Source organism: Streptomyces sp. NPDC050704, from assembly GCF_040654355.1.
Classification (GTDB): Bacteria; Actinomycetota; Actinomycetes; order Streptomycetales; family Streptomycetaceae; genus Streptomyces.
Genome location: NZ_JBFAHW010000116.1, coordinates 1 through 25,078, shown reverse-complemented (window position 1 = coordinate 25,078; position 25,078 = coordinate 1). Strand labels below are relative to the sequence as shown.

At 69.8% G+C, this 25,078-nt stretch carries 22 protein-coding genes and 1 tRNA gene; 11 read left to right on the top strand and 12 right to left on the bottom strand.

Going from position 1 to position 25,078, the window contains the following annotated elements:
• Positions 1-200: 200 nt before the first annotated feature.
• The 3 genes from AB0I18_RS42080 (at position 201) to AB0I18_RS42070 (ending at position 4,935) form a co-directional block, all read left to right on the top strand.
• Entirely contained in the window at positions 201-2,048 is a 1,848-nt protein-coding gene (locus AB0I18_RS42080; RefSeq protein ID WP_363111048.1) for a PQQ-binding-like beta-propeller repeat protein, read from the top strand.
• A gap of 112 nt (positions 2,049-2,160) precedes the next feature.
• Positions 2,161-3,960 carry a PQQ-binding-like beta-propeller repeat protein gene (locus AB0I18_RS42075; RefSeq protein WP_363111047.1) on the top strand — a complete coding sequence of 600 codons (1,800 nt, stop codon included), beginning with the start codon at positions 2,161-2,163 and terminating at the stop codon, positions 3,958-3,960.
• A gap of 255 nt (positions 3,961-4,215) precedes the next feature.
• On the top strand, positions 4,216-4,935 hold the full coding sequence (locus AB0I18_RS42070) for a LuxR C-terminal-related transcriptional regulator (RefSeq protein ID WP_363111046.1): 720 nt from the start codon (positions 4,216-4,218) through the stop codon (positions 4,933-4,935).
• A gap of 62 nt (positions 4,936-4,997) precedes the next feature.
• Here AB0I18_RS42070 and AB0I18_RS42065 read toward each other — a convergent pair whose 3' ends face one another.
• Both AB0I18_RS42065 and AB0I18_RS42060 read right to left on the bottom strand, forming a co-directional pair.
• Positions 4,998-5,306: a hypothetical protein gene (locus AB0I18_RS42065; RefSeq protein WP_363111045.1), complete on the bottom strand. Its 309-nt coding sequence runs from the start codon at positions 5,304-5,306 to the stop codon at positions 4,998-5,000.
• A gap of 22 nt (positions 5,307-5,328) precedes the next feature.
• On the bottom strand, positions 5,329-7,008 hold the full coding sequence (locus AB0I18_RS42060; protein WP_363111044.1) for a sodium:solute symporter family protein: 1,680 nt from the start codon (positions 7,006-7,008) through the stop codon (positions 5,329-5,331).
• A gap of 122 nt (positions 7,009-7,130) precedes the next feature.
• Here AB0I18_RS42060 and galT point away from each other — a divergent pair, with 122 nt between their 5' ends.
• From galT to galK, 3 genes are read left to right on the top strand one after another with little or no spacing between them, the layout of a single operon-like run.
• Positions 7,131-8,192, top strand: coding sequence for a galactose-1-phosphate uridylyltransferase (gene galT / locus AB0I18_RS42055; RefSeq protein WP_363111043.1), 1,062 nt, complete (start codon positions 7,131-7,133; stop codon positions 8,190-8,192).
• Complete coding sequence (galE, locus tag AB0I18_RS42050) at positions 8,189-9,157, top strand: UDP-glucose 4-epimerase GalE (RefSeq protein ID WP_363111042.1); 969 nt, start codon at positions 8,189-8,191, stop codon at positions 9,155-9,157. Before galT ends, galE begins: the two co-directional genes overlap by 4 nt.
• A complete protein-coding gene (gene galK, locus AB0I18_RS42045) occupies positions 9,154-10,296 on the top strand; it encodes a galactokinase (RefSeq protein WP_363111041.1) in 1,143 nt (380 codons plus the stop codon). The genes galE and galK overlap by 4 nt, the downstream gene beginning before the upstream one ends.
• 37 nt (positions 10,297-10,333) lie before the next feature.
• On the opposite strand, the gene AB0I18_RS42040 is transcribed toward galK, so the two are convergent.
• On the bottom strand, positions 10,334-10,789 hold the full coding sequence (locus tag AB0I18_RS42040; protein WP_363111040.1) for a GNAT family N-acetyltransferase: 456 nt from the start codon (positions 10,787-10,789) through the stop codon (positions 10,334-10,336).
• A gap of 257 nt (positions 10,790-11,046) precedes the next feature.
• Between AB0I18_RS42040 and AB0I18_RS42035 the strand changes: the two genes are divergently transcribed.
• Entirely contained in the window at positions 11,047-11,814 is a 768-nt protein-coding gene (locus tag AB0I18_RS42035; RefSeq protein ID WP_363111039.1) for a response regulator transcription factor, read from the top strand.
• On the opposite strand, the gene AB0I18_RS42030 is transcribed toward AB0I18_RS42035, so the two are convergent.
• Complete coding sequence (locus AB0I18_RS42030; RefSeq protein WP_363111038.1) at positions 11,773-12,270, bottom strand: MarR family transcriptional regulator; 498 nt, start codon at positions 12,268-12,270, stop codon at positions 11,773-11,775. The genes AB0I18_RS42035 and AB0I18_RS42030 overlap by 42 nt on opposite strands.
• Positions 12,271-12,426: 156 nt before the next feature.
• Here AB0I18_RS42030 and AB0I18_RS42025 point away from each other — a divergent pair, with 156 nt between their 5' ends.
• On the top strand, positions 12,427-13,245 hold the full coding sequence (locus AB0I18_RS42025; RefSeq protein WP_363111037.1) for a trans-aconitate 2-methyltransferase: 819 nt from the start codon (positions 12,427-12,429) through the stop codon (positions 13,243-13,245).
• On the top strand, positions 13,245-13,607 hold the full coding sequence (locus AB0I18_RS42020) for a VOC family protein (RefSeq protein WP_363111036.1): 363 nt from the start codon (positions 13,245-13,247) through the stop codon (positions 13,605-13,607). Before AB0I18_RS42025 ends, AB0I18_RS42020 begins: the two co-directional genes overlap by 1 nt.
• 2 nt (positions 13,608-13,609) lie before the next feature.
• Here the strand turns inward: AB0I18_RS42020 and AB0I18_RS42015 are convergent, their stop codons facing one another.
• Positions 13,610-14,287: a TetR/AcrR family transcriptional regulator gene (locus AB0I18_RS42015; protein ID WP_363111035.1), complete on the bottom strand. Its 678-nt coding sequence runs from the start codon at positions 14,285-14,287 to the stop codon at positions 13,610-13,612.
• Positions 14,284-15,294: a fatty acid desaturase gene (locus AB0I18_RS42010; protein ID WP_363111034.1), complete on the bottom strand. Its 1,011-nt coding sequence runs from the start codon at positions 15,292-15,294 to the stop codon at positions 14,284-14,286. Before AB0I18_RS42010 ends, AB0I18_RS42015 begins: the two co-directional genes overlap by 4 nt.
• Positions 15,295-15,606: 312 nt before the next feature.
• On the opposite strand from AB0I18_RS42010, the gene ppc reads away from it, so the two are divergent.
• Positions 15,607-18,339: a phosphoenolpyruvate carboxylase gene (gene ppc / locus AB0I18_RS42005; RefSeq protein WP_363111033.1), complete on the top strand. Its 2,733-nt coding sequence runs from the start codon at positions 15,607-15,609 to the stop codon at positions 18,337-18,339.
• Positions 18,340-18,454: 115 nt separating this feature from the next.
• Here the strand turns inward: ppc and AB0I18_RS42000 are convergent, their stop codons facing one another.
• From AB0I18_RS42000 to AB0I18_RS41975, 6 genes are all read right to left on the bottom strand, one after another.
• The gene (locus AB0I18_RS42000; RefSeq protein WP_363111032.1) at positions 18,455-18,940 is read right to left on the bottom strand and encodes a hypothetical protein; all 486 of its coding nucleotides are present in this window, start codon (positions 18,938-18,940) and stop codon (positions 18,455-18,457) included.
• A gap of 177 nt (positions 18,941-19,117) precedes the next feature.
• Entirely contained in the window at positions 19,118-19,735 is a 618-nt protein-coding gene (gene pth / locus AB0I18_RS41995) for an aminoacyl-tRNA hydrolase (RefSeq protein ID WP_363111031.1), read from the bottom strand.
• Positions 19,736-19,829: 94 nt separating this feature from the next.
• Entirely contained in the window at positions 19,830-20,417 is a 588-nt protein-coding gene (locus tag AB0I18_RS41990; protein WP_363111030.1) for a 50S ribosomal protein L25/general stress protein Ctc, read from the bottom strand.
• A 207-nt stretch (positions 20,418-20,624) separates the two neighbouring features.
• Positions 20,625-21,596 carry a ribose-phosphate diphosphokinase gene (locus AB0I18_RS41985; RefSeq protein WP_363111029.1) on the bottom strand — a complete coding sequence of 324 codons (972 nt, stop codon included), beginning with the start codon at positions 21,594-21,596 and terminating at the stop codon, positions 20,625-20,627.
• Positions 21,597-21,706: 110 nt separating this feature from the next.
• Complete coding sequence (gene glmU / locus AB0I18_RS41980; RefSeq protein ID WP_363111028.1) at positions 21,707-23,164, bottom strand: bifunctional UDP-N-acetylglucosamine diphosphorylase/glucosamine-1-phosphate N-acetyltransferase GlmU; 1,458 nt, start codon at positions 23,162-23,164, stop codon at positions 21,707-21,709.
• A 113-nt stretch (positions 23,165-23,277) separates the two neighbouring features.
• Positions 23,278-23,349, bottom strand: a tRNA-Gln gene (locus AB0I18_RS41975).
• A 237-nt stretch (positions 23,350-23,586) separates the two neighbouring features.
• Between AB0I18_RS41975 and AB0I18_RS41970 the strand changes: the two genes are divergently transcribed.
• A complete protein-coding gene (locus tag AB0I18_RS41970; protein WP_363111027.1) occupies positions 23,587-24,936 on the top strand; it encodes a histidine kinase in 1,350 nt (449 codons plus the stop codon).
• Positions 24,937-25,078 lie beyond the last annotated feature (142 nt).

Here is a 25,078-nt window from a genome sequence, read left to right as displayed (position 1 = left end):
AACGAGGGCATCACGGGCCGGTCCTCCCTTGGAAACAGGGGGGAACCGGCCCGGTGTTCGAGCGCGTCAGGGTGATAGAAAGAGCCGTCTGAGAACACTCTTGGGCAGTCTGACAACCACTGTGAGTACACCGCCTACTGCGGTGCGTACTACAGGGCATGGCTAAAAATCAGTGATTACGTACGAGGGGGAACGCGCTGATGACTCAGCCGCCCGACCAGCCGCCGCAGGGCGGATTCGCTCCGCAGGACCCGCCGCCGCAGGGGGGCTTCGGCCCTCCGCAGGATCCGGCGGGAGCCACGCCTCCGCCGCCGGACCTGTCACCGCCGCCCCCGCAGGGCGCTCCGGGGACTCCGCCGCCTCCGCAGGGTGTCCCGCAGACTCCGCCGGGGCCCGGCTACGGCTATCCCCAGCAGCCCGCCCCGTACGGCCAGCCCGGCCCCTACGGCCAGCAGCCGGGGCCCTACACCCAGCCCGGCCCGTACGGTCAGCCGCAGCCCGGTCCGTACGGCCAGCAGCCGCAGACCGGGCCCTACGGTCAGCAGCCCGGCTATGTGTACCCGCAGCAGCCGCCGCAGTTCCCGGGCGCGCCCGGGACTCCGCCCGGCGGCCCGCGGGGCGGGTTGAGGGGCAGGCCCGCGATGATCATCGGGGCGGCGGTGGCCGCGGCGCTCGTCATCGGCGGCACCGTGTGGGCCGTCTCCGGCACCGGTGACGACAAGAAGCCCGTAGCCGAGGGGAGCCAGGACGCCAAGCCGTCCGGCTCGGACGCCTCGGACGCCCCGGTCAACCCGGGTGACGGCGAGGGCGAGGGCGGCGCGGACCCCGAGGACCTCAACGCGGGCCGCCAGGCGGGCGAGTCGAAGGTGCTCTGGTACAAGGAGGCGCCCGACGCGCCCGGTTCCGGCGCCGACGCCCCCGGCATGTGGGTCACCGACAAGGCCGCCGTGAAGGCCGCGTACAAGCAGGTCTTCGCCTACAACGTGAGTGACGGCAAGCCCACCTGGCCCGCGATCACGATGCCGCAGAAGATCTGCGCGGTCAGCACGCAGAAGACGGCCGACGACAAGGTCGTCGTGGCGTACAAGGAAGGCACCAAGGACACCGCCGAGTGCAACCGGCTGGTGCAGATCGACCTCAACACCGGTGAGAAGGGCTGGACCGAGGAGGTCGCGGACGGCGAGCTCTTCGACAGCGCGCTGAGCGTCGGACTGAACATCAGCGGCGACACACTGGTGGTCGGCCGCGGCCAGTCCGGAGTGGGCTACGACGTCAGGACCGGCGACAAGCTGTGGGAAAAGAAGAGGTACGACCCGGCCTGCTTCCCGTCCGCCTTCACGGGCGGCGCCAAGATCCTCGCCGTCTCGTCCTGCGGCGCCGGCGGCGACAACGAGCACGACGAGGTCCAGGAGCTCGACCCGAAGACCGGCAAGGCCAAGTGGACCAAGCCGATCCCCAAGGGCTGGCGCGTCGAGCGGGCCTACTCCGTCGACCCGGTCGTCCTCTACCTCACCAACGAGGACAAGAAGCAGTGGAACGTCACCGCGCTGAAGAACGACGGCACGGCCCGCTCGCAGGTCGACGTCGACGAGTCGTTCGCGCCGGAGTGCGGCTGGGCGATCCTCTCGCGTGACCTGGAGGGCTGCTCGGGCGTCGCGGCCGACGCCAACACCCTCTACCTGCCGACCGAGGCGAAGAGCGGCGCGAACGAGGTCGTCGCGATCAGCCTGGAGACCGGCAAGGAGAAGTGGCGCACCAAGTCCCCGGCGGACGAGTCGATGATGCCGCTGAAGATGGACGGCACGAACCTGATCGCGTACGTGCAGCCCTCCTACGACGCGGGCGGCCGGATCGTCTCGATCCCGACCGGCGGCGGTTCGCACACGCCGAAGAAGCTGCTGCAGAACCCGCAGGGCACCGCGGACATCGAGAACGGCTTCTTCTCGAAGGCCGTCGACTACGTGGACGGGCGCTTCTACCTCTCCACCACCCGGCTGACGGGCAACGACGACACGAAGGAGAAGTTGATGCTGGCCTTCGGCAAGTGACCCGGCCGGTCCCTCACCTTCACCTTCGCCGCCACCTTCCCGGTCGGCTTCCGCCGCCGTCCGTGCGCGCACACCAGACCTTCGTCCCCTTCGTATCCGAGGTACTCACGCCATGAGCCAGCCGCCGCCCCCGCCGCCCGGTCAACCGCCCCAGGGAGGCGGCTTCGGCGCGCCCCAGGACCCGCCGCCCGGCGGCTTCGGCGCGCCCACTCCGCCGCCGGCCGCCCCGCCGCAGCAGCCGCAGCAGCAGCCGGGATACGGCTACCCGCAGGGGCCGCCGCAGACCCCGCCGCCGGCCGCGCCCGCACAGCAGCCGTACGGCTACCCCCAGGGAGCCCCCCAGACCCCGCCGCCCGGCCAGCCCGGCTACGGCTACCCCGGCCAGCAGCCCCCGTACGGCTATCCGCAGCCGGGCACCATGCCGATGCCGCCGCAGGTGCCCCAGGGCGGCCGTAAGTTCAACGCGCAGATCGCGATCATCGTCGCGGCCGTCGTGGCGATCGCCCTCATCGTCGGCGGCGGTGTCCTGTACGCGAACTCGTCCGGCAAGGACGACGACAAGGACACCTCCGCGGGACCCGGCGGCACGGACGGCAAGGACGGCAAGGACGGCAAGGGCGACGACAGCGGCGACGACGTCGCCGGCGGGGGCGGCGGCTCGGAGAAGGTGCCGTCCAGCACCAGCGCCAAGGTCCTCTTCCAGGTGCCCGCGCCCGAGGTGCCCAAGAAGGACGTCTGGAGCGTGGCGGGCTCCTGGCTGACGGACAAGGTGTACGCCAAGTCGGGCGTCCGCGAGATCATCGGCTACGACCCGGCCACCGGCAAGGAGTCCTGGACCCTGCCGCTGAGCGGCCTGACCTGTGCCGGTTCCCCCGAGATCACCAAGGACGGCGTCGCCGTGGTGGTCGCCGAGGAGGCCGAGCGCACCAAGGCCAACAAGTACCCGCAGTGCACCCAGGTCACCGCCTTCAACCTGAACACCGGCAAGAAGCTGTGGACGAAGTCCATCGCCCCCGGCGGCAGCGGGAAGGCCGCGTTCAAGGAAGTCACCATCACCGGCACCACGGTCGCGGCCGGAGCCGGCCTCAGCGGCGGTGCCGCCTTCGACCTCACGTCCGGCAAGGTCCTGTGGCAGCCGAAGGTCTCCGAGTGCGAGGACGTCGGCTACGCGGGCGGCGAGCAGCTGGTGGCCGTCCGCAAGTGCGGTGAGTTCGGCAACGAGAAGTACGAGGTCCAGCTGCTCGACCCGAAGACGGGCAGCGTCAAGTGGAGTTACAAGCTCCCCACCGGCATCGACAACGCGAAGGTGATCTCCACCAAGCCGGTCGTCTTCGGCGTCGACTCGGACGAGATCACCTCCTCCGGCGCCACGGACATCTTCTCGCTGGACGACAGCGGCAAGCTGCGGATCAAGATCACCCTTGAGGACGGCGCGTACGAGCACGACTGCGGTGTCGGCGAGGTCCACTCCTGCAAGGCGATCGCGGTCGGCAACGACAAGCTGTACGTGCCGACCAAGCAGCACGAGGGCACCAAGCAGTACAGCCGGACCAACGAGATCGTCGCCTTCTCGCTGGCCACCGGAAAGACCACCGGCGAGCGGGCCGACGCCGGCGACGGCTACGAGATCTTCCCGGTCCGGATGGACGGCGGCAACCTCATCGCGTACAAGAGCGGCCCCTACGACAAGGGGTCGCAGGTCGTCTCCATCGACGGCCGGAGCTTCAAGGAGACCAAGCTCCTGGAGACCCCGGCCACCGAGCAGGTCCGCGACGCGATCAGCGGCATGGTCCCCAAGAGCTCGGAGCTGCTCTACACCGGCGGTCGGCTGTTCATGGGCCAGGACCTGATCAGCAAGCCGTACACCGAGGGCGAGAAGGAGTACACGGCGATCGGGTTCGGCGCCGAGTAGGCCCGCCGAGGGGTCGTACGCCGATCAACTGTTCGTCCGTCGATCACGGTCCCGTCCCTGCTCAGGGGCGGGACCGTGCGCGTACCCCCCATCGCTCGCGAATGCGAGGAATTTCGGTAATCCGGGGCACTTCTCTCCAGTAGGGGAAGCGCAACGTCGAACAAGCGTGTAGCTTCCGGGGCATGGAGAGCCGGGGGGCTCCTATCCATGGGGTTACCAGTGGGGATCCTTGGGGGGACTGGGGGGTTGGGCTCGATGGGAGTGCGGCTCATGGTGGTCGACGACCACCGACTGCTCGCAGAGGCGTTGGCCTCGGCCTTGAAGTTGCGCGGGCACCGCGTGCTGGCCGCGGCGGCACCCGCCGCGGGAGCGGCGGAGCTGGTGATCACGAGGGCGCCGGAGGTGTGCCTGATAGGCACGGCCACGCCCGCCGAACCGGGCATCTTCGACCCGGTGGTGAAGATCAAGCGGGAGCGCCCGCAGGTCGCGGTGCTGGTCCTCGGACCGGTGCCCAACCCGCGGGGAATCGCCGCCGCATTCGCCGCCGGGGCGTCCGGTTACGTCCGGCACGACGAGCGGATAGAGGGCGTCGAGCGGGCCATCATGAAGGCCCGGGCGGGCGAGGCGGCGGTAGCCCCGCAGCTCCTGCAGGGGGCCTTCAGCGAGCTCCTCAACCCGGCGGCCCAGCCCGACGACGAGGGCCAGCGGCTGCTCCAGATGCTGACGCCCCGGGAGGTCGAGGTACTGGTGAGAGTGGCCGACGGTGAGGATACGCGCCTCATCGCGGCCGGCATGGGCATAGCGCCCAGCACCGCCCGGACGCACGTCCAGCGAGTCCTGATGAAGCTGGGCGTGGGATCGAGGCTGGAGGCGGCCGCCCTGGCGGCGCGCACGGGCCTCCTGGACCGGGCGGGCCCGATCCAGCCCCCCCAACCGCCCCCGACCCCGGACCCGACCCCAAGCCCGGAGCAGTAGGGATTGGAAGGTTTGGGACACATTCGGCAGGGTTTTATTGTCCCAAACCTTCCAATCACCTTTTACTCAGGGAGTTGGGTCGGGTCGACCGGGGGTGGGGTGGGGCGTAGCCACAGCCAGGTCAGGAAGAAGAGGCCCAGGGCGAGCATGCCGAGGCCGGTCCAGAGGTTGATGTTGACGCCTTCCGCCTTGTCGATGTCGGCGTCGGACGCGGTGATGCCGGCGATCGTGACAATCACGCCGTAGATCACGAACAGGCCGCCGATGATCCGCCGGATGTCGAAGAGGCGGGCGGCGGTGGCCGACTTGCCCTGCAGTTCGGTGACTTCGCGATGGACGTCGCGCTCGGAGTATTCAGAGTGCTCGGACATGGGTTATCGATCCTCCGGGCGGTCAGAACGAGAACGGGATGTAGCAGGCGGCGGCCAGGATCACGGCGCCCCAGCCGAGCAGCGCCGGCTTGCGGTACCAGGCGTCGTCGCCCTTCGCGGGCGGCTCCTCCATACCGGGTGAGGTGGTGCCGTACACCAGGCCCTGGAGGTCCGCCGTCGGTTTCGGGGCGGTGAAGAGCGAGACGGCGACCATGACCACCGCACCGGCCACGAAGCCCGCGATCGCGGAGACGAAGTTGGCGCCCTGGTCGGAGGGGATGTCGATGACGTCCTGCTTGTACAGGACGAAGTAGTTGACCATCGCGGCCGTCGTGCCGGCCAACAGCCCCCAGAAGCCGGACTTCATGGACGCCCGCTTCCAGAACATGCCGATGATGAAGACGACGAACATCGGCACGTTGAAGAAGGAGAACAGCGTCTGGAGGTAGCTCATGATGTTGGAGAAGGAGGAGGCCAGGAACGCCGTGCCGACGGACGCAAGCACGCCGATCGCCGTGATCAGCCGCCCGAACCGCACGTAGTACGCGTCGTCGCGGCCCTTCTCCACGTACCTCCCCCAGATGTCGTTGGTGAAGACGGTGTTGAAGGACGAGATGTTGGCCGCCATGCCCGCCATGAAGGCCGCCAGCAGGCCCGTCACCGCGATGCCGAGCACGCCGTTGGGGAGCAGGTCCTCCATCAGGTAGGGGATCGCGTCGTTGTACTGGAGGTCGGAGCCGGGGGTCCCGATCTTCGGTACGAGCACGGCCGCGACCAGGCCCGGGATCATCACCAGGAAGACGATGAAGATCTTCGGGAACGCGGCGATCAGCGGGGTGCGCTGCCCGGCGGACATGTTCTTCGCGGACAGGGCGCGCTGCACCTCGGCGAAGTTCGTCGTCCAGTAGCCGAAGGAGAGCACGAAGCCGAGGCCGAGGACGATGGTCAGCCAGTTGGCGCCGAGCGGGTTGTCGCTGCCGATGCCGGTGCCGCCCCACGCCGTGACGAAGTCGCCGCCGCGGCTCTCGGTCAGGGAGTCCGACAGGCCGTCCCAGCCGCCGACCTTCTTCAGGCCGAGCACGGTGATCGGGATGAGCGCGGCGAGGATGACGAAGAACTGGAGCACCTCGTTGTAGATCGCGGAGGACAGGCCGCCGAGGGTGATGTACCCGAGCACGAAGGCGCCCGCGACGACGATCGACACCCACTCCGGCCAGCCGAGCAGCGCCTCGACGACGATGGCGAGGGCGTAGAGGTTCACCCCGGCGATCAGGATCGCGGCGAAGGCGAACAGGACCGAGCTCAGCAGGTGCGCGCCCTTGTCGAAGCGCAGCAGCAGGAACTCGGGGACGGACCGGACCTTCGACCCGTAGTAGAAGGGCATCATCACCAGGCCGAGGAAGACCATGGCCGGGATGGCGCCGATCCAGTACCAGTGCGTGGTGTAGACGCCGTACTGGGCGCTGTTGGCCGCCATGCCCAGGATCTCGGTGGCACCCAGGTTGGCGGCGATGAACGCGAGGCCGGTCACCCAGGCGGGCAGCGAGCGCCCGGAGAGGAAGAAGTCGAGACTGGTCTTCACCGAGCGGCGGGCGGCGAAGCCGATGCCCAGGACCACGACGAAGTAGATCGCCAGGATCGTGTAGTCGAGCCAGTTGGTGGGAAGCCGCAGCTCCGCCGCCAGGTATGTGGGGGTCTGCATACAGTGCTCACTTTGGTTGGTGTTCTTTGTTTGGTTGTGATGGTGCTTGGCGTGGGGGTTTGTGGTTTAATGTGTTTGGTTCTGTTTCAATGGTTTGATCGGGTACGGATGGAGAATCCGGCGTGAAGAAGACCTCGACCCGGCTGGCCGACGGTCGCGAGCTCATCTACTACGACCTGCGCGACGACACGGTGCGCGACGCGGTGGACCGGCGCCCGCTCGACCGGACGGTCACCACATCGGAGGTACGCCGGGATCCGCTCCTCGGCGACTCGGTGGCCATCGCCTCGCACCGCCAGGGGCGCACCTACCACCCGCCGGCGAACGAGTGCCCGCTGTGCCCCTCCGAGGGCGACCGGCTGAGCGAGATCCCGGACTCCTCGTACGACGTCGCCGTCTTTGAGAACCGCTTCCCGTCGCTGGCCGGGGACTCGGGCCGCTGCGAGGTCGTCTGTTTCACCTCGGACCACGACGCGTCGTTCGCCGACCTGACCGAGGAGCAGGCCGGTCTGGTCCTGGACGCGTGGACCGACCGCACCGCCGAGCTGTCCCATCTCCCCTCCGTGGAGCAGGTGTTCTGTTTCGAGAACCGCGGCGCCGAGATCGGTGTGACGCTCGGACATCCGCACGGGCAGATCTACGCTTACCCGTTCACCACGCCTCGTACGGCACTGATGTTGCGGTCGCTGGCCGCGCACAAGGAGGCGACGGGCGGGGAGAACCTCTTCGACGAGGTCCTCGCCCAGGAGCTGGCCGGTGAGCGGATCGTCCTGGAGACCGAGCACTGGGTGGCCTTCGTGCCGTTCGCGGCGCACTGGCCCTACGAGGTGCACCTGTACCCGCGCCACCGGGTGCCCGACCTGCTCGGCCTCGACGAGGGGGCTCGCACAGAGTTCCCCAAGGTCTATCTGGAACTCTTGAGGCGCTTCGACCGGATTTTCGGTGAAGGTGAATCCGCGACGCCGTACATCTCCGCCTGGCACCAGGCGCCGTTCGGCACACTGGAGGAGTTCGACGGTGTGGTGCGGGAGGACTTCGCGCTCCACCTCGAGCTTTTCACCATCCGCCGGACACCCGGCAAGCTGAAGTTCCTCGCGGGTTCCGAATCCGGCATGAACGTGTTCATCAACGACGTGCCGCCGGAGTCCGCGGCCCAGCGACTGCGAGAGGTAGCGAGTTCATGAGTGGGAAGTACCTGGTCACCGGCGGTGCGGGCTATGTGGGCAGCGTGGTCGCACAGCACCTGCTGGAAGCCGGCCACGAGGTCGTCGTCCTCGACAACCTCTCCACCGGCTTCCGCGAGGGCGTCCCGGCGGGTGCTTCCTTCATCGAGGGCGACATCCGGGACGCGGCCAAGTGGCTGGACTCCTCCTTCGACGCCGTGCTGCACTTCGCCGCGTTCTCGCAGGTCGGCGAGTCCGTCGTGAAGCCCGAGAAGTACTGGGACAACAACGTCGGCGGGACGATGGCCCTGCTGGCCGCGATGCGCTCGGCGGACGTGCGCAAGCTGGTCTTCTCGTCCACGGCGGCGACGTACGGCGAGCCGGAGACGACCCCGATCGTCGAGTCCGCCCCGACCTCCCCGACGAACCCGTACGGCGCGTCGAAGCTCGCCGTCGACCACATGATCACCGGCGAGGCGGCGGCCCACGGGCTCGGCGCGGTCTCCCTGCGCTACTTCAACGTGGCGGGCGCGTACGGCAGTTGCGGTGAGCGGCACGACCCCGAGACGCACCTGATTCCGCTGGTGCTGCAGGTCGCGCAGGGCCGCCGGGACGCCATCTCGGTCTTCGGCGACGACTACCCGACGCCGGACGGAACCTGCATCCGCGACTACATCCACGTCGCGGACCTGGCCGAGGCGCACCTGCTGGCCGTCGAGGCGGCCACCGCGGGCGAGCACCTGATCTGCAACCTCGGCAACGGCAACGGGTTCTCCGTCCGCGAGGTCATCGAGACGGTGCGCCAGGTGACCGGACACCCGATTCCCGAGGTGACGGCCCCGCGCCGCGGCGGCGACCCGGCGGTCCTGGTGGCCTCGGCGGCCACCGCCCGCGACCGGCTCGGCTGGAACCCGTCCCGCGCGGATCTCGCGGGGATCGTCGCGGACGCGTGGGCGTTCGCGCAGCACATGGAGAGTGGCTCGTGAGCATCGCCGCAACGTTCGAGGAACTGTTCGGGCGCGCCCCCGAGGGCGTCTGGGCGGCGCCGGGGCGGGTCAACCTGATCGGTGAACACACCGACTACAACGACGGTTTCGTCATGCCCTTCGCCCTGCCGCACACCACGGTCGCCGCCGTGGCGCGCCGCGAGGACGGGGTGCTCCGGCTGCACTCGGCGGACGTCGAGGGCGGTCCCGTCGAGCTGCGCGTCGCGGACCTGGCACCGGGCGGCCCCGGCGTCTGGACCGACTACGTGGGCGGCGTGGTGTGGGCGCTGCGCGAGGCCGGGCACGCGGTGGGCGGCGCCGACGTTCACTTCGAGTCGACCGTGCCGACCGGCGCGGGCCTGTCCTCGTCGGCCGCCCTGGAGGTCGTCACCGCGCTGGCGTTCAACGACCTGCACGAGCTGGGCCTGGAGCGCTCGCGGCTGGCCCGCCTGTGCCAGCGCGCCGAGAACGTCTACGTGGGCGCGCCCACCGGCATCATGGACCAGACCGCCTCGGCCTGCTGCACCGAGGGCCACGCGCTGTTCCTCGACACCCGGGACCTGTCCCAGCGGCAGATCCCCTTCGACCTGGCGGCCGAGGGCATGCAGCTGCTGGTCGTCGACACCCGCGTCAAGCACGCCCACAGCGACGGCGAGTACGGCAAGCGCCGCGCCGGCTGCGAGGCGGGCGCGGCGGCCCTCGGCGTGAGCGCCCTGCGGGACGTCGCGTACGAGGAACTGGACGCGGCCCTCGCCCGCCTCGACGACGAGGAGGTCCGCCGCCTGGTCAAGCACATCGTCACGGAGAACCACCGCGTGGAGCACGTGGTCGCCCTCCTGGAACAGGGCGGCACCCGCGCGATCGGCCCGGTCCTCACCGAGGGCCACGCCTCGCTGCGCGACGACTTCCGCATCTCCTGCCCCGAGCTGGACCTGGTCGTCGACACGGCGAACGCCTCCGGCGCGCTTGGCGCCCGGATGACCGGCGGCGGTTTCGGCGGCTCGGCGATCGTCCTCGTCGACACCGCGGACGCGGACACGGTCACCAAGGCGGTGGCGGAGGCCTTCGCGGCGGCGGGCTTCAAGACGCCCCGGGTCTTCGCGGCGGTGCCGTCACCCGGAGCGCGACGCCTGGCCTGAGAACGGGCTCACCGGCTGGGGTCTGGGGGCGGCGGCCTCACCCCAGCCGCTTGGTCAGCGTGTACTCCGTGATCCCCGGTGGATAGTCGGGGATCACGCACACCACCTCGTACCCCTGCTTCTTGTAGAACTCCGGTGCCTGGAAGTCCCACGTCTCCAGGCGGGCGTTGAGGCAGCCGCGGGACCCGTGGGCCAGTTGTTCCGCCTGGGACAGGAGATGCGAGCCGAGGCCCGAGCCGCGGTGGGGCTCCGCGACCCAGAGGTACGCCACGTGGAGCCAGGTCGCCCAGGTGTGGCCGACGAGGCCGCCGACAAGGTCACCGGCCGGGTCCAACGCCCAGACGTGGAGCGGAACTTCCCGTTCACCAGGGGATCCGCGGAGGGCACGCAGCACGGGCGAAGCCGCCGTGTTGGTGTCCCGTAGTCGGGAACGCAGCAATTGGCTACGCTCTTTGTCGACTGCTGTCTCAATACGAAACATACGGCTCACCATAAACGCGCTGGCCAATCAGTTCTGCAATTTGGCTTCCGCTCCTGGCACCCGGCCTTACTCTGATGAACAGCACCGGTGGGGGCCGGTGCTGCTCAGGGGGCGAGACAGTCGGGTACGACGCCCGGAGTGGGGGTAGCAGTCTCAGCACGGCGGCGGCCGTGCGGCTGCGGCACCCCGTTCTCCGAGCTACAAGACGGCTCGGGATCACTCCGGGCGCCGTACCTGCGTCGGTCGTCCCCCGACCAGTGGGGGTTTCAGTGGTTCGCATCCGTGTCCTGGTCGTCGACGACCACCGTATCTTCGCCGAGTCGCTCGCCGCCGCCCTGGCCGCCGAGCCGGACGTGGACGTCTCCGCGGCCGGCAGCGGTCCCGCCGCGCTGCGCTGCCTCGAGCGGGCGGCCGCCGAAGGCCGCAGATTCGACGTGCTGCTCGTCGACGCCGATCTGGGCGGCAACGTGCCGGGCGCCCGCCCGGCCGTGCCCGTGCACGACAACAACGAAGAAGGCCTGGTCGACGGCATCTCGCTGGTCGCGGGCGTCCGTACGGGACAGCCCAGCGTCCGTATCGTCGTGCTCGCCGAGAAGGACGACTCGCGTCGCGCCGCCCTCGCCCTGCAGGCCGGTGCCTCGGGCTGGGTCGCCAAGGACTGCTCGCTGTCCAGGCTGCTGACGGTCATCCGGGGGGTGCTGCGGGATGAGACGCATCTGCCGCCCGCCCTGCTCACCGGCGTCCTGCGCGAGCTGACCGCGGCCCGCAAGCACCGCACGGAGAGCGAGCGGCTCGTCGAGTCGCTCACGCCGAGGGAGCGGGAGGTGCTGCGGTGCATGGTCGCCGGGCTGGGCCGGAAGGCCGTCGCCGAGCGGCTCTTCCTCTCCCCGCACACCGTCCGCACCCATATGCAGAACGTGCTGGGGAAGCTGGGTGTGCACTCGACCCTCGCGGCCGTCGCGCTCGCCCGGCGGGCCGGGGTCGGGCCGGTCGACCTAGCCGGGGATGTTGTCGAACGGGGCGGTCAACTGGCGTAGCAGCCCGGCCAGTTCGCCGCGCTGGGCGCTGCTGAGCTCCGCGAGGATCGCCCGCTCCTGGTCGAGGAGCCCGGCGAGCGCCTGGTCGGCGCGGTCGCGGCCCTCCTCGGTGAGGCGCACGAGGACGCCGCGGCGGTCGCTGGGGTCCGGGAGGCGCTCGACGAGGCCCTTCTTCGCCAGCCGGTCGATACGGTTCGTCATCGTGCCGGAGGTGACCAGGGTCTGCGTGAGGAGCTGGCCGGGGGAGAGCTGGTACGGGTTTCCGGCCCGCCTCAGCGCCGTCAGCACGTCGAACTCCCAGGGTTCCAGGGCGTGCTCGGAGAACGCGATCCGGCGGGCCCGGTCCAGATGCCGGGCGAGCCTGCTCACGCGGCTGAGCACTTCCAGCGGTTCCACGTCGAGGTCAGGGCGCTCCCGGCGCCATGCTGCGACCAGCCGATCGACCTCGTCCTCCATGGCGATCAGTGTAGTGGTTGTGTCGATGTGGAGTCTCTTGACGTGAAGTCTCTTGACGTCGAGAGACTTGCTCTGTGAGGGTGGAATCCTGCTCACCGGTGACCGTGACTTGCGTGACTTCCGTGACGACTTCCGCGACTTCGAGGAGGCCCACCCATGCCTGCCGCCACCACCCCCACCTGGGACCCGGGCCAGTACCTGCGCCACGCGGAACACCGTGCCCGCCCCTTCGCCGAGCTCCTCGCCCGCGTCCCGGCGCTGCCCGGCGACCCGGCCCGTATCGCCGACCTGGGCTGCGGCCCCGGCAACGTCACCGTCCAGCTCGCCGAGCGCTGGCCGGCCGCGCACGTCACGGGCTACGACAACTCCCCGGAGATGCTGGCGAAGACGGACGCGTACGCGGGCCCCACGGCCGGCGGCGGCCGTCTTGACTTCGCCCACGCGGACCTCACCGGGTGGGCGCCCACGGAGACGTACGACCTGATCGTCTCGAACGCGGCGCTCCAGTGGGTCCCCGGCCACCTGGACGCCTTCCCCGCCTGGCTCGACGCGTTGGCCCCCGGCGGCACCCTCGCCTTCCAGGTCCCGAACAACATCTACGCGCCCCTGCACTCCCTGATGCGCGAACTCGCCGCCTCCGCCCGCTGGAAGCCCCGCCTCTCCGGTGTCCTCCGCGACGAGGACTCGGTCCACACCCCACTCGTCTACCTGGACCGGCTGGCCCGCCTCGGCTGCGAGGCGGACGTCTGGGAGACGACGTACATGCAGATCCTGACGGGCGAGGACCCGGTCCTGGACTGGTCCAAGGGCACGGGCATGCGCCCCGCCCTCACGGCCCTCGCGGACGACCCGGAGGCCCGGGACGCCTTCGTGGCGGAGTACCGCGACCTGCTCCGCGAGGCGTACCCGACGGCCCCGTACGGCACGGTGCTGCCGTTCCGGCGGCTGTTCGTGGTGGCGAGGAAGCCGGCCTGATGCTCACGGCCGTCGACCACGTCCAGCTCGCCGCGCCGCCGGGGTCGGAGGCTGCCCTGCGCGCCTACTACGTAGACGTCCTCGGCATGACGGAGCTCCCCAAGCCGCCGGTGCTCGCCGCGCGCGGGGGCTGCTGGTTCCGGGCGGGAGCGGTCCAGCTGCATCTGGGGATCGAGCGCGACTTCAGACCCGCGAAGAAGGCCCACCCGGGGCTGCGGGTCACCGGCATCGAGGTGTACGCGGCCCGCCTCACCGCCTGCGGAGCGGCGGTGACCTGGGATGACAACCTTCCTGGCCACCGCCGCTTCTACTCCGAGGACCCGGTGGGCAACCGGCTGGAGTTCCTGGAGCCGACCCGCTGAATTCAGCTCTTCCGGCGCCCTATCAACCGAGGCTTCGACTCCAGTCCGTCCAGCCCGTGCCACGCCAGGTTCACCAGGTGGGCCGCCACCTCCGCCTTTTTCGGGCGGCGGACGTCCAGCCACCACTGGCCGGTGAGGGCGACCATGCCGACCAGGGCCTGGGCGTACAGGGGGGCGAGTTTCGGGTCGAAGCCGCGCCTCTTGAACTCGCGGCCCAGGATGTCCTCCACCTGGGTCGCGATGTCCGAGATCAGGGAGGCGAAGGAGCCTGTGGACTGGGGGATGGGGGAGTCGCGGACCAGGATGCGGAAGCCGTCCGTGTACTCCTCGATGTAGTCGAGGAGGGCGAAGGCGGCCTGTTCGCACAGTTCGCGGGGGTGGCCCGCCGTGAGGGAGCTGGTCACCATGTCGAGGAGGCGGCGCATCTCGCGGTCCACCACCACCGCGTACAGGCCCTCCTTGCCGCCGAAGTGCTCGTAGACGACGGGCTTGGAGACGCCGGCCTTCGCCGCGATCTCCTCCACCGACGTCGCCTCGAAGCCCTTCGTGGCGAAGAGGGTGCGACCGATCTCCAGCAGTTGAGCCCGGCGTTCCGCGCCGGTCATCCGGGTACGGCGGGCGCGCCGCGGTTTTTCATTGCTGGAGGACGTGCTGGAGTCGGTCGCCACGCTGTCAATCATGCAGCCTCGACGGCCTCCGACTTGCGTCGAGAGTCCGTCCCGTCCGGGTTCCGGCGGGAATCGATACGCGAGCGTGACGGCCAGCGCACGTCGTACGCCCAGCCGAACCGCTCGAACCAGCGGATGAGCCGGGCCGAGGAGTCCAGCTGACCGCGCTCCACACCGTGCCGCGCCGAGGTCGGGTCGGCGTGGTGCAGGTTGTGCCAGGACTCGCCGCAGGACAGTACGGCCAGCCACCACACGTTGCCCGAACGGTCCCGCGACTTGAAGGGGCGCTTGCCCACCGCGTGGCAGATCGAGTTGATCGACCAGGTGACGTGGTGCAGCAGCGCCACCCGCACCAGCGAGCCCCAGAAGAAGGCCGTGAACGCGCCCCACCAGGACATCGTGACCAGGCCGCCGACCAGCGCCGGGAGCGCCAGGGAGATCCCCGCCCAGAGGAGGAACTGGCGGGAGATCGTACGGATCGCGTTGTCCCTGATCAGGTCCGGCGCGTACTTCTCCTGCGGCGTCTGCTCCTCGTCGAACATCCAGGCGATGTGGGCCCACCACAGGCCCTTCATCAGCGCCGGGACCGTCTCCCCGAACCGCCACGGCGAGTGGGGGTCGCCCTCGGCGTCGGAGAACTTGTGGTGCTTGCGGTGGTCGGCGACCCAGCGGACCAGAGGTCCTTCGACGGCCATCGAGCCGGCGATCGCGAGCGCGATGCGCAGCGGGCGCTTCGCCTTGAAGGAGCCGTGCGTGAAGTACCGGTGGAAACCGATCGTGATGCCGTGGCAGCCCAGGTAGTACATGAACACGAGCAGGCCGAGGTCCAGCCAGCTCACGCCCCAGCCCCAGGCCAGCGGCACCGCCGCGAGGATCGCGAGGAACGGGACGGTGATGAAGAGGAGAAGGGTGATCTGCTCGATGGAGCGCTTCTGCTCGCCGCCCAGCGTGGCGGAGGGAGTTGAGGTGTCGTTGTTCGCCTTCGGGGCGTCATCGATCACATCGGAACTCGTGGTCATGGGGAGTCCCCTGTGGGGTCGAGGGTTGTGAGAGTGGCTGAGAAGCGTGCCTACGGGTTGCCGGAAAACGTGCCTACGGTTCCGTAACCTACGGCGTCGTAAGTATGGCAGCGCGGCGCCTGTCGGCAAGAGCCCGCGAAACTGCGGGTCCGCATCGAGACCTATCCTTGAGTCGTTCGGACAGCGCGGTCCGCTCTCTCGTGTTTTCTTCCCGTATGCCCTCTGTCCTATGCGGCGACCGCCGCCCAGGCCGACGGGTTCCCCTCCAGACGAGCCTCAGACGAGCTTCAAACACTGCAAGGAGCCGCACCTGTGAGCAGTGCCGACGACCAGACCACGACAACCAGCAGTGAGCTGCGCGCCGACATCCGCCGCCTGGGCGATCTGCTGGGCGAGACCCTCGTACGTCAGGAGGGCCCCGAGCTCCTCGAACTGGTCGAGAAGGTCCGCCGCCTCACCCGCGAGGACGGCGAGGCCGCCGCCGAACTGCTGCGCGGCACCGAACTGGAGACCGCGGCCAAGCTGGTCCGCGCCTTCTCCACGTACTTCCACCTGGCGAACGTCACCGAGCAGGTGCACCGCGGCCGCGAGCTGCGCGCCAGGCGCGCCGCCGAGGGCGGACTCCTGGCCCGTACGGCGGACCGGCTGAAGGACGCCGACCCCGAGCACCTGCGCGCGACCGTGCGGCACCTCAATGTTCGCCCGGTCTTCACGGCGCACCCCACGGAGGCGGCGCGTCGTTCGGTCCTGAACAAGCTGCGCAGGATCGCCGCGTTGCTGGAGACCCCGGTCATCGAGGCGGACCGGCGCCGCTACGACACCCGTCTGGCCGAGAACATCGACCTGGTATGGCAGACGGACGAGCTGCGCGTAGTCCGTCCCGAGCCCGCCGACGAGGCCCGCAACGCCATCTACTACCTGGACGAGCTGCACGCGGGTGCGGTGGGGGATGTTCTCGAAGACCTCACCGCCGAGCTGGAGCGCGTCGGCGTCGTCCTGCCGGACGAGACCCGCCCGCTCACCTTCGGCACCTGGATCGGCGGCGACCGGGACGGCAACCCGAACGTGACCCCGCAGGTCACCTGGGACGTCCTGATCCTCCAGCACGAGCACGGCATCAACGACGCGCTTGAGCTGATCGACGAGCTGCGCGGCTTCCTGTCGAACTCGATCCGCTACACCGGCGCCACCGAGGAACTGCTCGCCTCTCTCCAGGCCGACCTGGAGGCGCTGCCGGGCATCAGCCCCCGCTACAAGCGCCTCAACGCCGAGGAGCCCTACCGCCTCAAGGCCACCTGCATCCGGCAGAAGCTGGAGAACACCAAGCAGCGCCTGGCCAAGGGCACCCCGCACGAGGACGGCCGCGACTACCTCGGCACGGCCGAGCTGCTGGCCGACCTCACGCTCATCCAGACCTCGCTGCGCGAGCACCGGGGCGCGCTGTTCGCCGACGGCCGCATGAACCGTACGATCCGCACGCTCGCCGCCTTCGGCCTCCAGCTCGCCACCATGGACGTACGCGAGCACGCGGACGCCCACCACCACGCGCTCGGGCAGCTCTTCGACCGGCTCGGCGAGGAGTCCTGGCGCTACGAGGACATGCCGCGCGAGTACCGGAACAAGCTGCTCGCCAAGGAACTGCGGTCCAGAAGGCCGCTCGCGCCGACCCCGGCGCCGCTGGACGCGGCCGGTGAGAAGACCCTCGGCGTCTTCGAGACGGTCAAGCGGGCGCTCGCGGTCTTCGGGCCCGAGGTGATCGAGTCGTACATCATCTCCATGTGCCAGGGCTCCGACGACGTGTTCGCCGCGGCGGTGCTGGCCCGCGAGGCCGGGCTCATCGACCTGCACGGGGGCTGGGCGAAGATCGGCATCGTGCCGCTGCTGGAGACCACGGACGAGCTCAAGGCCGCGGACACGATTCTCGAAGACATGCTGTCCGACCCGTCCTACCGGCGGCTGGTCGCGCTGCGCGGCGACGTGCAGGAGGTCATGCTCGGCTACTCCGACTCCTCCAAGTTCGGCGGCATCACCACCTCGCAGTGGGAGATCCACCGGGCGCAGCGGCGGCTGCGCGACGTGGCCCACCGGTACGGGGTGCGGCTGCGGCTGTTCCACGGCCGGGGCGGCACCGTCGGCCGCGGCGGCGGCCCCTCGCACGACGCGATCCTCGCCCAGCCCTGGGGCACCCTGGAGGGCGAGATCAAGGTGACCGAGCAGGGCGAGGTCATCTCCGACAAGTACCTGGTGCCCTCGCTCGCGCGGGAGAACCTGGAACTGACCGTCGCCGCCACCCTTCAGGCCTCCGCGCTGCACACCTCGCCCCGCCAGTCGGACGACGCGCTGGCCCGCTGGGACGCGGCGATGGACCTGGTCTCGGACGCCGCGCACGGCGCGTACCGCAGGCTGGTCGAGGACCCGGACCTGCCCGCGTACTTCTTCGCCGCCACCCCCGTCGACCAGCTCGCCGACCTGCACCTGGGCTCGCGGCCCTCGCGGCGCCCGGACTCCGGGGCCGGTCTGGACGGGCTGCGGGCCATCCCGTGGGTGTTCGGCTGGACCCAGTCGCGGCAGATCGTGCCGGGCTGGTTCGGCGTCGGCTCCGGGCTGAAGGCGCTGCGCGAGGCCGGCCTCGACAGCGTGCTGGAGGAGATGCACGAGCAGTGGCACTTCTTCGGCAACTTCGTCTCCAACGTCGAGATGACCCTCGCCAAGACGGACCTGCGGATCGCGAGTCACTACGTCGACACGCTCGTCCCGGACGACCTGAAGCACGTCTTCGACACCATCAGGGCCGAGCACGAGCTGACCGTGCGCGAGGTCCTTCGCATCACCGGTGAGCGCGAACTCCTCGACGCCCACCCCGTGTTGCGGCAGACCTTCTCCATCCGCGACGCCTACCTCGACCCGATCTCCTACCTCCAGGTCGCCCTCCTCAAGCGGCAGCGCGACGCGGCCGCCGCCGGCGAGGAGCCCGACCCGCTGCTGTCCCGGGCGCTGCTTCTGACGGTCAACGGTGTGGCGGCGGGCCTGCGCAACACCGGCTGACCGCCGATGCGTTCCGCCGGAGTGTTGTGTGTTGTCCGCGGGTTTGTTGTGGCTGGTCGCGCAGTTCCCCGCGCCCCTTTGGGGCGCGGGGAGCCGCGGGCCCGCCGCCCGGGACTCAGAGCGCCAGAAACGCCGCCGTGACCAGCGTCAGTCCCGCGCCGCCGAAGACCCACGCGAGACGGGTCAGCCGCAGTCCGCCCGCGACCACCACCGACGCGAGCAGGAGTGCGCCGCCGAGCGGGACCCAGGCGTAGAGGAGTCCGCCGGGGCCCGAACGGACGACGTCGTCGCTGCCGGGCTTCACGACGACGGTGTACGTCCGGCCCTTCTCCACCGCGATGTCGCTGTCGAGAACGACCCGCTCGCGCGCGGTGGATCCCTCCGACGTGGGTTGGTACGGGCCCGTGCACCGGTCGTCGGCGCACCGCGTGACCGTCATCGTGCCGCGCTCGCGGCCCTTGGTGAGCATCACGTGCTGGGCGGTGCCCCAGGAGGCCCAGACGCCCGCGATCAGGATCAGCACCGCGACCGTCCCCATCACCGCGAGCTGCCCGAACCGCAGCGCCGCGAACGCGTTCTGGCGGGAGGTGAGGGCAGGCATGGCGGAGATCCTTGGCCATGGCCGCGCGCCCGGTCAACTCCGGTGGGGCCCCGGCGGTGTTCCGGCCGGGGGACAAGTCTCGTGTTGTACGGATCTTTCGGCGGCCGGGGTGGCAAGCCTCACGGAGGCCGGGCCTCCGGTATCCGGCCTCAGGCGGCCGGTTTCAGGCGGCCGGCCTCACGAGTTGTACGTCCCCTGCGCCCGCTCAAGACCCTCGATCACCAGACACTCCACCGCGTCCGACGCGCGGTCCACGAAGTAGTCCAGTTCCTTGCGCTCCGCCGAGGCGAAGTCCTTCAGGACGAAGTCGGCGACCTGCATGCGTCCCGGCGGGCGGCCGATGCCGAAGCGGACGCGGTGGTAGTCCGGGCCCATCGCCTTGGTCATGGACTTGAGGCCGTTGTGCCCGTTGTCGCCGCCGCCCAGCTTCAGGCGCAGCACGCCGTAGTCGATGTCGAGCTCGTCGTGGATGGCGACGATGTTCCCGGTCGGCACCTTGTAGAAGTCGCGCAGGGCCGTGACCGGGCCGCCGGAGAGGTTCATGTACGACATCGGCTTGGCCAGGATCACCCGGCGGTTCGCCGGTCCGGGCGGGCCGATGCGCCCCTCGATCACCTGGGCCTGCGCCTTGCCGGCCCGCTTGAACTTGCCGCCGATCCGCCCGGCGAGGAGGTCGGCGACCATGAAGCCCACGTTGTGGCGGTTCATGGCGTAGTCGGGGCCGGGGTTGCCGAGCCCCACGATCAGCCAGGGCGCGCCTGGTTCCGTGGCCGTGCTCACGTCCGTGTCTCCCATGGGTCCTTGAGCGGCAGGTGTCCTTGAACGGCGGATACGCGTCGGCCGCCGCCCCCTCGGGAGCGGCGGCCGGCACACGGTGATCCGGTGCGGATCAGGCCTCGGCGGACTCGCCCTCGGCGGACTCGCCGGCGGCCTCTTCGGCCTGCGCGGCCAGGACCTGGAGGACGACGGCGTCCTCGTCGATGGCCAGCGTGGTGCCCTCGGGCAGCGGGATGTCCTTGGCGAGGATGGAGGCGCCGGCCTCCAGGCCCGCGATGGACACGGTGACCGACTCGGGGATGTGCGTGGCCTCGGCCTCGACGGTCAGCGTGCTCAGCACGTGCTCGAGGAGGAAGGCACCCGGGGCCAGCTCGCCCTCGGTGTGGACGTAGACCTCGACGTTGACCTTCTCGCCGCTGCGGACCAGCAGCAGGTCGACGTGCTCCAGGAAGCCCTTGATGGCGTCACGCTGGACGGCCTTCGGGATCGCGAGCTGGGTCTTGCCCTCGATGTCCAGGGAGAGCAGGACGTTCGGGGTACGCAGGGCGAGCTGCAGCTCGTGGCCCGGCAGCGTGATGTGGACCGGGTCGCCGCCGTGGCCGTAGACAACGGCGGGAACCTTGCTCTCGCGGCGGATGCGGCGCGCGGCACCCTTGCCGAACTCGGTACGGGTCTCGGCGGCAAGCTTTACGTCGGCCATGTGCACTCCTCGTAGAACGTGGGAAGAAGGTCACCCGGCCAAACAATCGGCCTGCTACGAAGAGCGCGTCGATAACGGACCGCCACACCCAAAGAGTGCGGCCTCCCTCGCCGAGCAACTGTGACAGCTTACGCGGCGGGGAGGCCGGACATGAAATCGATCTACAGGACCCGTCGATCGACCGGGTGCTACCGGCCTCAGGGCCTGCTACTCGTCGAAGAGGCTGGTCACCGAGCCGTCCTCGAAGACCTCGCGCACCGCGCTCGCGATCGTCGGCGCGATCGACAGCACCGTGATCTTGTCGAGCTCCAGCTCACCGGGGGTGGGCAGCGTGTTCGTGAAGATGAACTCGCTGACCTTGGAGTTCATCAGCCGGTCCGCGGCAGGACCGGAGAGCACACCGTGCGTCGCCGTCACGATGACGTCCTCGGCGCCGTGCGCGAACAGCGCGTCCGCGGCGGCGCAGATCGTGCCGCCGGTGTCGATCATGTCGTCGACCAGCACGCAGACCCGGCCCTCCACGTCACCGACCACCTCGTGGACGGTGACCTGGTTGGCGACGTCCTTGTCGCGGCGCTTGTGCACGATGGCGAGCGGGGCGCCGAGCCGGTCGCACCAGCGGTCGGCGACGCGCACGCGGCCGGCGTCCGGGGACACGACGGTCAGCTTGGAGCGGTCCACCTTGGTGCCCACGTAGTCCGCCAGGATCGGCAGCGCGAAGAGATGATCCACCGGGCCGTCGAAGAAGCCCTGGATCTGGTCGGTGTGCAGGTCGACCGTCAGGATGCGGTCGGCGCCCGCCGTCTTCATCATGTCGGCGATCAGACGCGCCGAGATCGGTTCACGTCCCCGGTGCTTCTTGTCCTGCCGGGCGTAACCGTAGAACGGCACGATCACGGTGATGCTCCGGGCGGAGGCCCGCTTCAGAGCGTCGATCATGATCAGCTGTTCCATGACCCACTTGTTGATCGGGGCCGTGTGGCTCTGGATCAGGAAACAGTCGGCGCCGCGGGCCGACTCCTCGTAGCGGACGTAGATCTCACCGTTGGCGAAGTCGAAGGCCTTCGTCGGGACGACCCCGACACCCAGCTGGTGGGCGATCTCCTGGGCAAGCTCGGGGTGAGCGCGGCCGGAGAAGAACATCATCTTCTTCTCGCCGGTCGTCTTGATCCCGGTCACAGCACTGTCTCCTCAGAGGTGTCTCAGCTGGGTGTTGAGAGGTGGTCTCAGCTGGGGGTGCGGGGTGTGCGCCTACCACGGTACGCCGAGTCGGACCCGGCGCTTTCCGGTCAGCTTTCGCCGCCCGCCTCCAGGGACGCCGACTCCGCCGCTTCGGCGGCCTTGGCGGCCGCGCCGCCCGGACGCTTCCGGGCCACCCAGCCCTCGATATTCCGCTGCTGGCCCCGGGCCACGGCCAGCGAACCGGGCGGTACGTCCTTCGTGATGACCGAGCCCGCCGCGGTGTACGCACCGTCCCCGACCGTGACAGGCGCCACAAACATGTTGTCCGCTCCCGTCTTGCAGTGCGACCCGACGGTGGTGTGGTGTTTGGCCTCGCCGTCGTAGTTCACGAAGACGCTCGCGGCGCCGATGTTCGAGTGCTCGCCGATCGTCGCGTCGCCGACGTAGGAGAGGTGCGGGACCTTCGTGCCCTCGCCGATCGTCGCGTTCTTCGTCTCCACGTACGTACCCACCTTGACCTTCAGCCCGAGGCGGGTGCCGGGACGGAGATACGCGTACGGGCCCACGTTCGCCTGGGGGCCGACCTCGGCGCCGTTGGCCACCGTGTTGTCGAGCCGCGCCCCCGCGCCCACCTTCGTGTCGTTCAGGCGGGTGTTGGGGCCGACCTCGGCGCCCTCGCCGAGGTGCGTGGCGCCCTGGAGCTGGGTGCCGGGGTGCACGATCGCGTCCTGCTCGAAGGTGACGGTGACGTCGATCCAGGTCGAGGCCGGGTCGATGACGGTGACGCCGGCGAGCATCGCGTGCTCCAGCAGCCGGTCGTTGAGGATGCGGCGGGCTTCGGAGAGCTGTACGCGGTTGTTGATGCCGGCGACCTCGCGGTGGTCGCCCGCGACGGAGGCACCGACCCGGTGCCCGGCCTCCCGGAGGATGCCGAGGACGTCCGTCAGGTACTCCTCGCCCTGGCTGTTGTCCGTACGGACCTTGCCGAGGGCGTCCGTGAGCAGCTGCCCGTCGAAGGCGAAGACCCCGGAGTTGATCTCCCGGATGGCGCGCTGGGACTCGGTGGCGTCCTTGTGCTCGACGATCGCGGTCACGGCGCCGGAGACGTGGTCGCGGACGATGCGGCCGTAGCCGGTGGCGTCCGGGACCTCGGCGGTGAGCACGGTGACGGCGTTGCCGTCGGCGGTGTGGGTCGCGGCGAGCCTGCGCAGGGTCTCGCCGGTGAGCAGCGGGGTGTCGCCGCAGACGACGACCACGGTGCCGTCGACGCCGTCGGTCAGCTCCTCCAGGCCCATCCGGACCGCGTGACCGGTGCCGTTCTGCTCGGCCTGCACGGCCGTCCGTACGCCGGGGGCGGTCTCCGCGAGGTGCGCGGTGACCTTCTCGCGGGCGTGTCCCACCACGACGACCAGGTGCTCGGGCTCCAACTCGGTTGCGGCGGCGAGTACATGGCCCAGGAGGGAGCGGCCACAGATGTCGTGCAGGACCTTGGGTGTGGCCGACTTCATACGGGTGCCCTCACCCGCTGCAAGGACGACGACGGCTGCCGGGCGGTTGGCGCTCACGGGGATGCCCTTCGGCTTTGGATGGGTGGGGACATCCGCAGGATACCGGGGTGTTGTGGGGGGGAAATGTGAGCGGGGCCCGACTTGGCTGTCGGGCCCCGAACCGGGTATTGCTCCCCCGCCAGGACTCGAACCCGGACAGATGGCACCAAAAGCCACAGTGCTGCCAATTACACCACGGGGGATGGAATTCGACTGAATCGGACATTTGGTCAGGTCGTCGAATCGGCACCCAACACTATGCCGTACCGAGTGGCTTCCGTGCGACGGTGGATCACGTACCCGAAGAGGTCGAACGGCGGGCGATTCGGCAGTTCGAGGGATACCGGCCGGTTTCGCATCTGTTCGATTACGGTGAGTGGTGTAGGCCAATACGCGAAACTCACCGGAAAAGCGGCGCCTCGCAATCGTAGGCTGGAGGCATGACCACGACGGGGGAAGACCACACCGCGGCCCTGACCGGGCCTTGGTGGTGGGCGAGGTGGCGCAGTGCGGTGCTCGACGGGAGCCTCGCGGTGGTGTCCGCGGTGGAGTGCGGGATCCTGGGGAGCCCGTTCGCGGATGCCGCGGGTCTGGCGGAGCCCGTCGGGGTTGTCTTCGGGGTGGTCGCGGGGTCCGTTCTGCTGCTGCGGCGGAAGTGGCCGATCGCCGTCGTTCTTGTCTCCATCGCCATCACGCCCGCCCAGATGGGGTTCCTGATGGGGCTCGTCGGGCTCTACACACTCGCCACGTGCGAGATGCCGCGGCGGATCATCGGGGCGCTCGCGGGCATGTCGATGGTCGGGATGTTCATCGTCGTGTACGTGCGGGCGCACCAGGGGATGGTGAGCGGTGAAATGGGCGGCATGGGGGAGTGGGGCGTGCCGTTCGTGTCCATCACGACCTCGATCGGGCTGACCGCGCCGCCGATTCTGCTCGGGCTGTACGTGGGGGCGCGGCGGCGGCTGATGGAGAGTCTGCGGGAGCGGGCTGACTCGCTGGAGCGGGAGTTGCAGCTGCTGGCCGAGCGGGCCGAGGAGCGGGCGGAGTGGGCGCGCAACGAGGAGCGGACGCGGATCGCTCGGGAGATGCACGACGTGGTCGCGCATCGGGTGAGTCTGATGGTCGTGCATGCGGCCGCGCTGCAGGCCGTTGCCCGGAAGGATCCCGAGAAGGCTGTGAAGAACGCGTCTCTGGTGGGGGACATGGGGCGGCAGGCGTTGACCGAGTTGCGGGAGATGCTCGGGGTGTTGCGTACGGGGGAGGGGGCCGTTTCTTCAGCTTCGTCTTCGTCGGCGTCTGTGCGGGTGCAGCCTGTGCCGCTTGCCGCGGTGGGGGTTGCGGCGGCTGCGGCCGCTGCGGCGTCGCGGGTGGTTGACGAGGATGCGGCGGAGGGGCCCTGTCTTGCCGATCTTGATGAGTTGGTCGGGCAGTCGGCCGCGGCCGGGATGGTCGTCGATCTGTCTGTGGAGGGGGAGCCGCGGGGGTATGTGGCCGCGGTGGAGCAGACCGCTTATCGCGTGGTGCAGGAAGCGTTGACGAACGTCCATAAGCATGCGGCGGGGGCGAAGACTCGGGTGCGGTTGGCGCATCGGGTTTCCGAGATCGCCATGCAGGTCGAGAACGGGCCTCCGCCGGAGTTGGGGGCGGCGTCGGATGCGCGGTTGCCCAGTGGGGGGAACGGGTTGCTCGGGATGAAGGAGCGGGTTGCCGGGCTGGGTGGGGTGTTTGTGTCCGGGCCCACTGATGCCGGGGGGTTTCGGGTGTCGGCGGTGATTCCGGCCGAGGGGTGAGCGGGGTGCGCCTGCTGGCCGGTGGGGGTGGGGGCGGGGCCGTGCCGGTACGTCGAGTCCGCCGCCTTCCGGGTGTACGGCTGTCAGTTTTGACGGGAGCCGTTGATTGCAGGAGCCCTACGCGGCGGACTGCGACGTACCG